Origin of the sequence: Psychrobacter sp. Ps6 (genome assembly GCF_022129235.1) — a bacterium.
In the GTDB taxonomy this organism is placed as follows: domain Bacteria; phylum Pseudomonadota; class Gammaproteobacteria; order Pseudomonadales; family Moraxellaceae; genus Psychrobacter.
Genome location: NZ_JADQAI010000002.1, coordinates 24,569 through 37,451 on the forward strand (window position 1 = coordinate 24,569; position 12,883 = coordinate 37,451).

Sequence of the window (12,883 nt, forward strand, 5' to 3'; positions counted from 1 at the left end):
TTTCAACCTTCGATGAATACTAAACAATTTAGTATTCAATCATTAAGGGGATATGGTCCGAGTAATGCTACTGTGCGGCAGCATCAACAAGACCGTACTCAGCAGACAACTCACGTAGCTCACCAGTACGCTTATAGACATACTGCTCAAGCTCATCGCCAGTCATAGAGAATGGTAGTAACTCTTGTTGTTCACGCAATTCGGCAAATTTTGGATCAGCAAGCATTTTATCAAATGAGGCTTTCCACCAGTCGTAAGCGGCAGGGCTAACATCTGGCCCCATGTAGTAACCACGAACGACAGGCCAAGTCACATCATAGCCTTGCTCTACTGCAGTAGGGATATCGGCCATAGAGCCACCCAGTCTTTCATCTGCAAATACGGCTAACACACGTAATTTGCCAGCAGTAGCTTGTGGCATGATCTCAGCGATACCAGCACTCACAACAGTGACATGGTTACCCATTACTGCCGTAATTGCCTCACCGCCGCCTTCCATCGCAACATAAGTCATGTCGCTAGGGCTGACGCCAACGGCTTTGGCCAAAATAGCGGTTTGCATCCAATCCTGACCACCAACACTACCACCAGCGGCGAAACTGATTGCTTTTGGATTTGATTTAAGCTCAGCGACCAATCCTGCTAGATCTTTGATTGGCGAGTCCGCATTGACAGCGATAGCACCATAATCAGTACCAACGGCTGCTAGCCATTTCACGTCTTTTTCAGTGAATTTACCAAATTTACCTTGTGATAAGTTCAGGATTGATCCTGTTGAAAACGCGATGATAGCGTCTTCGTTGCTGCGGTCATTGGCGACAATTTTGTTATATGCAACGGCACCTACGCCACCTGGCATATAAGTGACGCGCATTGGATCTGTCAATATTCCCGTGTCTTTTAAACCTGACTGAGCAAGCTTACAAGTCAAATCAAAGCCGCCGCCTGGTTTTGCTGGAGCGATACATTCTGGACGTGAAGGACCTGCAAACTCATCTGCACCTGCGCTCGCAGTTTCGTTAGCATTGTTACAAGCTGTCAAGGTAAGTACAGATAGACCAAGCGCTAGATAGGATAGTTTTTTCACACGACACTCCTTGTGTGTATTTTTTCAGTAAAAATCAATAAAGTTTTGATTGAAAGGATAGGGCGACTATACAAAAAGTTGGAAGCAGACCAATAATGTTACCAACCTTTACAACAGTAGTCTTTTTGTTCACTTTGCAAAAGTAACAGAATAATTTAGAAATAACAAGAAACATATGTATGTATGTATGAATTTTTTCTAAGTAGCAGTATTAACTATCTGACGAGTCGCACAAATGGCTATTTCAATGTGAAGTCACAAAGAAACCAGTTTGGGTCTGTAGATGAAATTTTATAATACCAACAATAACAAAAGGTTATGATTTGTCGTAAATGGCGCATATCGTCGATTAGTATAAAGATGATTTTGATTTTAAAATGGTCAGCTTGATAATAGGGGCAGGATAAATGAGGTGAGCGACGAAGCTTACGCTGTATTTTGACTACAAAGACTATCTGACAGACATAAAAGTAGACGCATTCTAAGGGGGTTTTTGCTGAATGAATACGTCTTTTACTGTGATTTGTTTGTCGTCATCTGTTTGTTGTCATTTGTCTGGATCGTATGCAATGGCATACATATGATCCCTATTGCTGTCTTTTTTCAATAAAAATTAGAACATCATTTGGATAAAGAAAATTGCTATTAGGCCAACGAAGATATCCAAAGGCACTGCCTTGAATAATAACGTATGCAACAGCTTGTTTTTATCTATATGCACTTGAGCGGCTCCCAGTATCAGACTGCCTCCTGACGAAAAAGGAGAGATAGATGAGCTTTGGGCACCGATGACAATACAGATAAACAAGAAAAAAGGACTCAAACCAGAAGCTACAGCCAAGGCAGGTACCATCGGAAATAAAGTCGGTGCAACGACGCCAAGCGTGCTGGCAAATATCGACATAATTGCACTAATAATGAATACCAAAAATGGTATCATCCAAATAGGAACGTTGGTACTGAGCCACTCTGTCAGCTCATAAATAACGCCCACTTCCACACCGAGGCTAATCAACATACCTACGCCGCAAATCATAATAAGCGTATTCCACGGTATCAAAGCAATCACGGTTTTTTCATCACCCAGCTTCAAAAATAAGCTCATCAAAGCGAAGAAAATGGCGATAAAACCAATATCAATCCGAGCATTCAAAAACTCAATGGCGTCTACGTTCGGTATGAGTAGGTTTGAGATGGGTACGATAAGTACCGTCGCCATCATGATAAAAATCAGCATGATGGACTTTTTCTGTTTGCTGTCAAACGGCTGTGGCACAATAGTCTGAATGGCTATTTTACTGGTCTTAGCATTAATAAAGCTATAAGTGCCTAATAAAACCACAGGCATCAAAAAGGTCGCGGCAAATATACCCAAACCATATGTAAAGGTATTGTCATTGGCCACACCAGCGCCGCTCATAAGCTCTCTAAAAATAACGCCACTCTGTGAGGTAATAAAATTGGCACCCGCAAGCGCTCCATAGTTCACAGATAAGGTTGCAATAATAATGTTTAAGTTGGTTCTTTTAGATAACAACAAAATCATCGGTGCCATCGTGGCAAGAACCGTGTAATAACCGGCTCCTAAAGCTGCTACAATTGTCGCAGCAAAGAAAATAGCCAGCGGCAAAAACGCTGGAAAATGTCGACACTTGTATATCAAATGCTCACACAGTTTTTCTAATGCGCCATTCGCCAAGGAAAAATTATAGAAGAGCGTAACGGCAAAAATCACAAAGAAAATCTTCAGAGGCCATAGCTTAATAACCTCATAAGCGCTTAGCTGCATACCAAAACAGCCGATAAGGTATGAAAACACAATCGCAAACAAGCCAATATTGATTTTAGTGGTGTAACCCAATGCAATAGAAATTACTATGGCCGCTATAAGATATAGGGTCATATTCGCTCCTTGGTATTGACTGTATGACATCTAAATATCTACATACATATATATGTTTTAGATTAAAGAGCATTGTGATAATGTTGACAAACAGCTTTTTAAGCCAGCAAATCTTATCAGCTTTTTAAGTGTATATAACTCAATAGAATAATAGCAAAAAAGGAGCCGTTAATTAGGTGAGATTGACCAAAAAATCTAGATAGACTTTAATATCGATGAGATGTGCATAGAGTTTGGTAAGGGCTTAAGATAGAGTGTCAGAGATACTCTACTTCTTATGAACATGATTGGACTTAGAAAGATTGGGCGTATTAATAAAATCTTCCTATTGTGGTGAAAAAAATTATGGATAATTTTAAAAAATTTAACATGCCACGGTACGAGCAAGTGCGGTGGCATATTCAAACGTTACTGACAGAAAATAAGTGGGATGAAAAAACCCCCTTACCGACAGAACAGGAGTTTGCAGACAAGTACCAAGTATCGGTGGGCACCGTACGCAAAGCGGTCGAGAAGCTAGTAGATGACGGCGTCTTGATAAAGCAGCAAGGTCGCGGTACTTTTTTAAAAAGGCCAAACTTTGAGGGCTCGTTACTAAGGTTTTTCAAATACCGTGATAAAGACGCTTCTTATGTCATACCGACTGGCGTCATCAAAAAGGTCATGTTGATAGAGCCTGTTGAGGCAATCAATAAAGAATTAAACATTCATGAAAAGGAAGGTTTAATTTATATAGAACGTGTGCGCATTGTCGAAGACAGAGTGATTTTGAGTGAAAGAATTTGGTTACCCGAAAGCCGTTACCAAGACTTTATCGGTCTTGAACCTGAAGACTTTGAAAATCTACTTTATCCTTTTTATTACAAAAAGTGCGGTCAGTTTGTCTCATCTGCCGTAGAAATGCTATTTTTTATCTCTAATCATATAGACCCTTATCTGGACAATACCAAGCAAGAAAACTTAGTGAAAGTATGCCGCGTTGCTAAAAATCTAGAAGGGGACCCTATCGAGTATAGAGAATCTTATGGATTGGCAGAAAAATTCAGTTATGAGGTCAATATCATTTAGCTATTGGCCATTTCACCATTGGCGAGGGCAGTGGTTAAGTTATGGTCGATAAGTTATAAAAAAGGAGCCGATGACTCGGCTCCTTTTTTATGTCAGTTTTATTTTTATTTCGAATCTAGAATCTATGAATGACCGATTAAAGAAATGGCTTATTCATCATTGAGCAGCTTACTTGCTGTTAAACGTAATCGTCTGTCCGCCATTACCAGCTGGCGGTGCGATAGTGACTTTGCTCGCAAGTATGTCGCCTTTGGCATTGATTTTGTAGCATTCTTTTGAGCTGCCTTCAGAGGTGCCACCAGCAAGCATATTGTCTGAGGTTTCGATACAGAACCATGCGGTCTGATTGCTATCTCGCGTTAGAGACCAGTTTTGGTTATAGGTTCCTATTTTTTTGCGCATGCTGCTATCGCTATAGACATTTTCAGTAATCAATTTGTTTGAGTCGCCCACTGTCGCCATTTTTGGGATAGTGGTCGTTTGGTTTGAGACCGAATATTTGCCTGTGCTGTCCGTAAAGCCGTGAAATACCAGAGGGTTCAAGGTGAAGTAATTGATAGCGACTGACTGATTAGTGATTTGATTGTTCACTTTGTTGATCGTGTTGATCTCAGTACCTTGTACCTTTTTATTATTGAAGACCATATTGCCTTTAGGCGTGACTTGAATATCTGCTGAGGCCGTTTGATTGCCGATATTAGCAACCAAATTTTCACTACGTTGTTTGGTATAGATATTGAGCATAGCAGTCTCAATAGAGTACTCGGTCACTATGTTGTTTGGGTTGGTGTTACCCATCGTTCCACCGCTCGCACAAGCGCTTAAGCCCAGTCCTGCGGCAATACATAATCCTAGTGTTTTCATGATTTAATCCCTCAGTCTATTTAGATGAATGCTATTAGTAGCTACTGTAAGTAGCAGTTATTATAAGGAATATCTACTATAATCGAATTTTTTAGCAATGACATCTGCTAACCATCCTAGACCTTCTATCATTACATCACTATAACAACCAGTAATTTTCTAGTGCGTTAAGAATTGCGGGCGATGCTATAGGCGTAACCAGAGTTTTCCATGAATTTGCCAAAAATATCCCCTAAGATAAATAGGGGGAAATATTTGACAGAAAATCTACCAAGACCTTGCATAAATACTTCAGTATAAATGCCCATTGTTTGGTGGCTTTGTCCACTTAACACAACGGCTAAAATAGCTAGTAAGGGCGCTAAAACTAAGACGCTCACGCCTCTATAGGCAAAATACATTAAGAGGGACAAAGACAACAAAATGGCAAAAATACTCATGATTTTGATTTCCTTCCATGGAAAAAATAGGCGGTGAACTATACTTTGTGAAGCGGATCGTTTCTTATAAATAGGATTTAGGTGGTTTACCGTCCAATAAAATTCTATGGACTGTTTTTATTATTTTTTATTTAAGTGGTAGGATAATGCTTTTAAGTGTCAATGCTTCCTGCCAGATCAGTACTTGAGAGATACTAGCCACTTTGAAATAAATTAGATCGTATTCAAATGTCAGGCATAACTTATAAGTGTGGTGATATCAGTGATAAGAGAGCTTAAAACCTTCGTTGCCGTTTGCGAGTTAGACAGCTTTGCCGCAGCAGCTCGACATATCAACCTGACTCAGTCTGCGGTCAGCGCACAAATCAAAACGCTTGAAGACAACCTGGGGTTGTCGTTATTTACCCGCTCTGCTCGTGCTATTACGCTTAATCCGCAAGGCACGCGCGTATTACCGATTGCCAAAGAGATTTTGGCGCTTTACTCCACAATGCAGCTGTCTTCAGATACTGACATTGCCAGCTATTACGGGCAGCTTAGGATTGGCTCGATCAACTCCGTGCAAGTGGGTATCTTACCAGAGGCGCTAAAGGCGATTACGTTGCTTGCCCCATTAATGCAGACAGAAATTGTCCCCGGGCGTGCTATAGAGTTATTTGAGAAACTAGAAGTCGGGGAGATAGATGCGGCGATCACCATTCAGCCAGCGTTTGCACTGCCAAAAGACATCGTTACCCAGTCTATTATGACCGAGCCTTACGTGCTCATCAGTCCCAAAAAATGGCCATTTCATAGCCTCAGGCAGATGCTTGAGCAGCATCCTTTTATTCATTACACCTTACAGTCCTCAGCGGGTGTGAAGTTAAATAAATTCTTTAAACAACAAGACATCAAGGTCAATACGATCATGGAGATCAATGACCTTGATGCTATCGTTAGGATGGTGGAGTCGGGTCTAGGCGTGGCGTTGATTCCATATGCAGGATTATGGATTAGAAGTACGCCGCCCGTACAAATTCACCATTTAGGGGATAACAGTTTGGTGCGTGAGGTTGTACTGGCATATCGTTATACGGATCGTCAGCAACCACAGATCAATGCCTTAAAGCAAGCATTGGGACTGTAAGTGAGTCAAGAGTCTTATAAACCTTGCTCACTGAGGCTAGGCGTTTGCTTGTGGCACGGATAATTAGCGATTAATCCATTGTTTCAATCAGCCAAACTCCTTATAAAAAATTCTCATAAGATACTTCCTACCACATAAATTTTTTCCAAAAATACTACTGTAAAAGCGCTCATTCTTTCTTATAGAACAACCTTATCTATCATACTTTTTATCAAGCATCAAAATTTTTGGGGCTGAGAACGAAATATTTGCGTTTTTCTTGTGCTTAATTCTCGGTTACGATGGCGCTAATCTTTAGTAGCACTAAGACAATGCACCTAAATAACAAAGTATTGTCTGTCTACTGCTTCAACCTTCCATACTTTAAGAAACCATAAAAATATGACACATACAGATAACCTTATCGATAATAAAGCCCAAACTCGCATTGAAAAAGACTTACTCGGTGAGCAAGCCGTTCCTGCCACTGCCTTATATGGTATTCAAACGCAGCGCGCCGCACAAAATTTTGATATTACCGGCATGCCAATCAGCCATTTTCCTGATTTGATCAAAGCACTGGCAATGGTAAAAGCCGCCGCTGCAAAAGCCAATTATCAGCACGGTCTACTCAGTGAAGAGAAGCTCAGCGCCATTACTGAGGCATGTACCGATCTGATACAAGGCGAGCATCATGAGCAGTTTATTGTTGATCTCATACAAGGCGGGGCGGGCACGTCAACCAATATGAATGCCAATGAGGTGATTGCCAATATTGGCTTAAAAAAGATGGGCTTTGAGTACGGTCAATATAGCCAATTACATCCTAACAATGATGTCAATCGCTCTCAGTCGACCAATGATGTCTATCCGAGCGCGGCACGTTTGGCAATGGTGTTTGCGGCAAAACCACTGCAAGAGGCTATTATCAAGCTACAAAATAGCTTAGCTACCAAAGGCAAAGAGTTTAGCGGCATTCTAAAAATGGGTCGTACTCAATTGCAAGACGCGGTACCGATGACGCTGGGGCAAGAGTTCAACGCCTTCGCCAGTGATCTAGGCAGTGAAACGGCGCGAATCGAACAGGCTTGTCTACAGTTATGTGAATTGAACTTGGGCGGTACGGCGATTGGTACGGGCATCAATGCGCCCAAAGGTTACGCCAGCTTAGCGATTAGTGAGCTCGCCGATATCAGTGGTCTGCCAGTGTCACTTGCTGAAGATTTGATCGCCGCTAGTGCCGACATGGGTGCCTTTATTACTTTCTCTAGTGTGCTCAAACGCCTCGCCATTAAGTTGTCTAAATTGAGCAACGATTTGCGCTTACTATCGAGCGGGCCACGCACAGGTCTGGGTGAGATCAATTTACCAGCGATGCAACCTGGCTCGTCGATTATGCCCGGTAAAGTCAACCCTGTGATTCCTGAGGCCATGACTCAAGCTGCCTTTCAGGTAATGGGTACGGATATGACGATTACCATGGCGGCAGAAGCAGGGCAGTTGCAGCTCAACGCGATGGAACCACTGATTGTTTATAACCTGCTCAATAATGCGCGTCTGTTAGAAAAATCGATTCGTATGCTTGATGAGCGATGCATTCAAGGCATAACTGCCAATGAAGCTCGCTGCGCGCAACATGTCGAAAATAGCATTGGTATTGTGACGGCACTGGTACCACATATTGGTTACGAAAACGCCAGTCGTATTGCAGGAAATGCTTTGCTGAGTGGGTCAGGCGTGGCGGATTTGGTCAAGCAAGAGAAACTGCTCAGTGATGAGGAACTCGCGGCAATTTTATCACCTGATAAAATGGTCAGCAGTATATAGATATGTGCATATAAGCTGGATTAGAGAAAGCAAAAAAAGGGCGGTATCTATCAACGGATATCGCCCTAATTATTTTAAAGTGTCTTATCTTCATCGTCTTGATCAGCATGATAGCGATGTGATGAAATTAGACAATTACTATCACTTAGAACCTCGACCTTTTGAGGGGCGTCTGCCATTTGTAGCAGGTCTACCATTGCCTGCAGAATTCTTGCCACGACCGGCAGGACGCCCATCTCTACCTTTAGAACCTGCTGGTTTTCTGGCATCATCCTTGGCATACTTGTTGCGTCCCTTTGCAGCACCCGCTGATTTTGCAGAGGGTTTTGACTTTGATTGAGCATCAGTACGCGGTTTTTTGCGTGGCGCATTGCGCGATTTTTTGCCCGAATGATTGTCTTGCGACGAGGATTTTTCTACCGCCTTTAGCAGGGTCGATAACTCTGTTGGTGTCAGGTCTCGCCAGTCGCCGACAGGAAGCCCCTTAAGGCTTACATTCATAATCCGCGTACGCTCAAGCTTGACGACGTCATAACCGAAATGCTCGCACATACGGCGAATTTGACGGTTCAAACCTTGAATAAGTGTGATGTTAAAGACGTTGGGTGCCACCTTGGTGACGGGACATTTTTTTGTCATTTTACCCAGCATTGGTACGCCACTCGCCATACCCTCAATAAAGCTATCTGTAATTGGCTTATTTACCGTCACGAGATATTCTTTTTCGTGGTTATTGCCAGCACGCAATACTTTATTGACCAGATCGCCATTGTTGGTCAAAAAGATCAATCCTTGAGAGTCTTTGTCCAAACGTCCAATCGGAAAAATACGTACTGAATGTCTCACAAAATCGACAATGTTGTTTTTCTCAGAGCTTTCCGTGGTGCTGACGATGCCCACTGGCTTATTCAAGGCAATAAAAATAAAATCATCAGGCTCGCGTGGCTCAATCAGCTGTCCGTTGACTTTTACTACGTCTCCAGCAGCCACTTGATCACCCACCGATGCACGCTTGCCATTGATGTATACATTACCTTGTTCAACAAAGCGGTCAGCATCGCGTCTGGAACAAATCCCACTTTCGCTGATGTATTTATTGAGACGAGTCGAGGAATTGTTATACATAAAGCACCGTTTTACCTGATGAAAAGCTTTTTTGCTAAGAAAAAAGCCTAAATTGAATGGTTCAGTCGTCTTGTCATTGAAGCTGCGACTTGTATTTTTACAGTCTAACGCTTACGTTCTGTAAAGCACTTTAACCACATGCCAGCCAAATTTGGTTTTTACCAAATGAGGGGTAAAAAGTTCGCCGTTAAAGCAGATTTTATCAAAGGGTCCTACCATTTGGCCTTTTTTGAACTCACCTAAATGACCACCTTTTTTGCCTGATGGACAGGTTGAGTGTCGTTTGGCCAGCACATCAAATGCCACGCCTTTTTTGAGCTTGGCAATGATATCTTCTGCCAATTCTTTTTGTTTGACTAAAATGTGCAATGCGCTAGCGGTACAAGCCATCGTATAAACCTTTCATAGAGTATCAATTATCGGGTCATTATATCATTACTTATCTTATCTTATTTTAGCTTAGTTACTAACCTTTGTGATTCAAAGGTTATCTGAGGCAAGGTTTAAGCCAATTTCTTATATTCGAAGCCCGTGTTTTCTCTTTAATATCTCTTCTTTACAAGATAAGGAGGTTAAAGCTGGTACCAATCCTCAATCGCCTTGTGTCCAACTTCTAATCCCACATCATAGCTATAACGGATTTTGGCCTTATTTTTGGACAATCGACTCGCCATGTTTTTTAAGTCGGGTGGACAAATCTCTAAAATTTTCTGTGATGATGGCGTCTGTAAAAATTGTACCGAGTCGTTATAGCGTTGGGTTCGCGTCAACAAGCTTTGGGCAAAACCATGTCGTTGCTTAGTATAATATTTAGCCAATAACTGATCGCCTTTACTGCTTGCTTTAGCGTAGTTTTGCGGGCGAGTACGTATGACCATGAGCTTATCAATACTCTCTTGCCCAGCTGCCCACTGTACGGGCAAAGCATCTGCCACACCACCATCAAAATAAGGCTCACCAAATATCTCGACCGCTTGGCGGGTTAGCACTGGGATAGAGCTGGATGCCCTTAATCCATCCAAAATATTGTCTTTAGCCGCTTTGATGTAGATCGCTTCTCCTGAAATAGCATGTGTTAATACCATGTAAAACTCAGCATGATTGGCAAATAACTGTGCCTGATCCAGTGGGTATTCTTGCTCCACCATATCCCACATCCACTTTAGATCCAGTAAGTCACCGCCTCTAAGGAAACGACCATAATGGATAAATTCAGATCGAAGGGAATGATCCAAGTAAATATGCAGGGTGCGGCCTTGTTGAGCGGCCAAATAGTTAGCAACGTTAGTTGAACCTGAAGAGACACCCACACACAGATCAAAAGGATTGAATTGTTGTTGTAAAAAGGCGTCTAAGACACCACTGCTAAATGCGCCACGCATGCCGCCGCCTTCAACCACTAGTGCTTGTCGATGTTGTTTAAGCATTGAAAACCTCGAATGACGCTCGAAAAGTATACCTACAAGTACACGAAACGAGGGGATAAAAAGTGTTTATAAATATAGTCGATACTAGGGAATTATATTTTTAAGCCGTTCTAAACCTATTTCTTGGATATAGACATTATAAGCTCGACAGCAGAACACTCGTTTCGCTATTCAAAATGCCGTCAATCTCTCTTACTTGACGCAGTACTTCATCAAATTCTCTTAAACTCGTCGTGTGTATTTCTGCCACCAAGTCCCATGCGCCATTGGTCGTATGTAGCTTAATCAGTTGCGGGATGCCGCGCAGCTTCCTAATCACTTGTGACGTAGATTTGCCTGTCACCTCGATCATCATCATCGCTTTGACCGTTTCTTTATCTAGGGCCTCATGCACTCGAATCGTAAATCCTAAAATAGCGCCATTATGAATCAATCTGTCCAATCTATTTTGGACAGTGGCACGTGAAACTTTGAGTTTTTTTGCAAGAATTGAGATGGTTGCGCGGCCATCTTGCCGAAGCTCAGATATCAGCTCGCTATCTAAAGAGTCATAAGTATAGTACGCCATAAAAGTGCTTCCTTCATCAAGTTTTGACATTATGCTAAGTAGAGATTATCAATATGTCAAAAATACATCAATATTTAATAAATTATTGACATTTTAACTGACATTTATAGTTGGTAGGATATTGATTGTCGGTTCAACAAATAATATTCATGGAAGGGAGCAACATTAATGTCTAAATTTATCGTATCACAAAAGCAAGGTGTGCCATTTGTTAGCGTACAGGCGATGGCTGAAATCATCAGTAATTATGGTATCGAACAGACCATAAAAGAATTGGTAGATGCGTTAGAGCAGGATTATCTTCGTTGGGATCAATTTGAAAAATCCAGTCGTTTTGCTTCTCATTCCAAAGACGGTGTCATAGAGCTCATGCCTGTCAGCGATGGTGACATGTTTGCGTGTAAGTATGTCAATGGCCATCCTATTAATACCAAGCGCGATTTGCAGACGGTCGCAGCTTTTGGTGTATTGTCTGATGTTGATACAGGCTATCCAATTTTATTGACAGAGATGTGTATTTTAACCGCACTACGCACGGCGGCGACCTCGGCATTGGTCGCCAAACACTGTGCGCCTAAAAACGCTGAAACGTTGGCGCTCATTGGTAATGGTGCGCAAGGAGAGTTTCAGGCGATGGGTATGAAAGCAGTGATTGGTATCTCAAAAGTGCGTTTATATGATGTCGACCCAGCTGCGTCTGAAAAAGTAGCGCATAACCTTGCCGATTCAGGCCTAGATATTATTATTTGCAAAACCGTAGAAGAAGCGGTTGAAGGGGCAGATATCATCACCACCTGTACCGCTGATAAGAAAAACGCCACGATTTTACGTGACGACATGATCAAAAAAGGCGTCTATCTCAATGCCATTGGTGGCGATTGCCCTGGCAAAACAGAACTTGATGCTGACATTCTGCTAAGAGCCGATCATGTCATTGTAGAATTTGAACCACAAACCCGTATCGAAGGCGATATCCAACAGCTCTCTCCAGACTTTCCTGTAACGGAATTTCACCGCATCGTAAAAGGTGAGAAAGACATACGCACCAACGACAATAATTTAGTGGTATTTGATGGTGTCGGTTTTGCCTCAGAAGACTTTACGGCTCTAGTATTTTTGCGTGATTTGATCAAAAAACAGGACGCCTATGAGCTGCTTGATTTGATCCCTCATCAACAAGATCCTAAAAACCTCTATTCGGTAGTGAAAGCTCACAGTAAAAATCATAGTACGGTAACGCATGAAGCTGAATCTATGGCGTAAGTGGGGGCTGTAGGTTTGAGCCGTTATAAAGTGTTTGATCCACTATAAAGTAAATAGGCGCTGCTGAAATAAATTTTGCGCCGCCTCTGTCTGCGAAGGCACAGCAAGCCAGAAAAATTTGTTTCAGTAGCATGTGATACCGGATATATCTTTCTTATTTAGGACTGACTATAGCTAAGTAGTGAGAAAAAAATAAATTCAAATGA

At 42.0% G+C, this 12,883-nt stretch carries 12 protein-coding genes; 4 read left to right on the forward strand and 8 right to left on the reverse strand.

Annotated features, from left to right (window positions below; translation table 11 throughout):
- Positions 1–67 precede the first annotated feature (67 nt).
- Both I3255_RS02785 and I3255_RS02790 read right to left on the reverse strand, forming a co-directional pair.
- Positions 68–1,087, reverse strand: a complete 1,020-nt coding sequence (locus I3255_RS02785) for a tripartite tricarboxylate transporter substrate binding protein (protein WP_238036592.1) — start codon at positions 1,085–1,087, stop codon at positions 68–70.
- A gap of 613 nt (positions 1,088–1,700) precedes the next feature.
- Entirely contained in the window at positions 1,701–2,990 is a 1,290-nt protein-coding gene (locus tag I3255_RS02790; protein ID WP_238036594.1) for an SLC13 family permease, read from the reverse strand.
- A gap of 342 nt (positions 2,991–3,332) precedes the next feature.
- Here I3255_RS02790 and I3255_RS02795 point away from each other — a divergent pair, with 342 nt between their 5' ends.
- Entirely contained in the window at positions 3,333–4,058 is a 726-nt protein-coding gene (locus I3255_RS02795) for a GntR family transcriptional regulator (RefSeq protein ID WP_238037213.1), read from the forward strand.
- A 168-nt stretch (positions 4,059–4,226) separates the two neighbouring features.
- Here I3255_RS02795 and I3255_RS02800 read toward each other — a convergent pair whose 3' ends face one another.
- Both I3255_RS02800 and I3255_RS02805 read right to left on the reverse strand, forming a co-directional pair.
- Complete coding sequence (locus I3255_RS02800) at positions 4,227–4,922, reverse strand: hypothetical protein (RefSeq protein WP_238036596.1); 696 nt, start codon at positions 4,920–4,922, stop codon at positions 4,227–4,229.
- A gap of 167 nt (positions 4,923–5,089) precedes the next feature.
- A complete protein-coding gene (locus I3255_RS02805; RefSeq protein ID WP_238036598.1) occupies positions 5,090–5,362 on the reverse strand; it encodes a hypothetical protein in 273 nt (90 codons plus the stop codon).
- 262 nt (positions 5,363–5,624) lie between these two features.
- Between I3255_RS02805 and I3255_RS02810 the strand changes: the two genes are divergently transcribed.
- Positions 5,625–6,488, forward strand: coding sequence for a LysR substrate-binding domain-containing protein (locus tag I3255_RS02810; RefSeq protein ID WP_238036600.1), 864 nt, complete (start codon positions 5,625–5,627; stop codon positions 6,486–6,488).
- A 381-nt stretch (positions 6,489–6,869) separates the two neighbouring features.
- Complete coding sequence (locus I3255_RS02815) at positions 6,870–8,294, forward strand: aspartate ammonia-lyase (protein WP_238036603.1); 1,425 nt, start codon at positions 6,870–6,872, stop codon at positions 8,292–8,294.
- Positions 8,295–8,435: 141 nt separating this feature from the next.
- Here the strand turns inward: I3255_RS02815 and rluF are convergent, their stop codons facing one another.
- From rluF to I3255_RS02835, 4 genes are all read right to left on the reverse strand, one after another.
- The gene (rluF, locus tag I3255_RS02820; RefSeq protein ID WP_238036606.1) at positions 8,436–9,419 is read right to left on the reverse strand and encodes a 23S rRNA pseudouridine(2604) synthase RluF; all 984 of its coding nucleotides are present in this window, start codon (positions 9,417–9,419) and stop codon (positions 8,436–8,438) included.
- Positions 9,420–9,530: 111 nt separating this feature from the next.
- Complete coding sequence (locus I3255_RS02825) at positions 9,531–9,809, reverse strand: peptidylprolyl isomerase (protein WP_238036609.1); 279 nt, start codon at positions 9,807–9,809, stop codon at positions 9,531–9,533.
- A 182-nt stretch (positions 9,810–9,991) separates the two neighbouring features.
- A complete protein-coding gene (locus tag I3255_RS02830) occupies positions 9,992–10,846 on the reverse strand; it encodes a patatin family protein (RefSeq protein ID WP_238036611.1) in 855 nt (284 codons plus the stop codon).
- Positions 10,847–10,982: 136 nt separating this feature from the next.
- Positions 10,983–11,414: an Lrp/AsnC family transcriptional regulator gene (locus tag I3255_RS02835; RefSeq protein ID WP_087040231.1), complete on the reverse strand. Its 432-nt coding sequence runs from the start codon at positions 11,412–11,414 to the stop codon at positions 10,983–10,985.
- A gap of 168 nt (positions 11,415–11,582) precedes the next feature.
- Here I3255_RS02835 and I3255_RS02840 point away from each other — a divergent pair, with 168 nt between their 5' ends.
- On the forward strand, positions 11,583–12,677 hold the full coding sequence (locus I3255_RS02840) for an ornithine cyclodeaminase (RefSeq protein ID WP_238036614.1): 1,095 nt from the start codon (positions 11,583–11,585) through the stop codon (positions 12,675–12,677).
- Positions 12,678–12,883 lie beyond the last annotated feature (206 nt).

What these genes read in the sequence shown, in the direction of transcription:
- I3255_RS02790 (WP_238036594.1), bottom strand. Translation starts at nt 2,990, where the DNA reads ATGACCCTATATCTTATAGCGGCCATAGTAATTTCTATTGCATTGGGT.
- I3255_RS02800 (WP_238036596.1), bottom strand. Translation starts at nt 4,922, where the DNA reads ATGAAAACACTAGGATTATGTATTGCCGCAGGACTGGGCTTAAGCGCT.
- I3255_RS02805 (WP_238036598.1), bottom strand. Translation starts at nt 5,362, where the DNA reads ATGAGTATTTTTGCCATTTTGTTGTCTTTGTCCCTCTTAATGTATTTT.
- I3255_RS02815 (WP_238036603.1), top strand. Translation starts at nt 6,870, where the DNA reads ATGACACATACAGATAACCTTATCGATAATAAAGCCCAAACTCGCATT.
- rluF (WP_238036606.1), bottom strand. Translation starts at nt 9,419, where the DNA reads ATGTATAACAATTCCTCGACTCGTCTCAATAAATACATCAGCGAAAGT.
- I3255_RS02825 (WP_238036609.1), bottom strand. Translation starts at nt 9,809, where the DNA reads ATGGCTTGTACCGCTAGCGCATTGCACATTTTAGTCAAACAAAAAGAA.
- I3255_RS02830 (WP_238036611.1), bottom strand. Translation starts at nt 10,846, where the DNA reads ATGCTTAAACAACATCGACAAGCACTAGTGGTTGAAGGCGGCGGCATG.
- I3255_RS02835 (WP_087040231.1), bottom strand. Translation starts at nt 11,414, where the DNA reads ATGGCGTACTATACTTATGACTCTTTAGATAGCGAGCTGATATCTGAG.
- I3255_RS02840 (WP_238036614.1), top strand. Translation starts at nt 11,583, where the DNA reads ATGTCTAAATTTATCGTATCACAAAAGCAAGGTGTGCCATTTGTTAGC.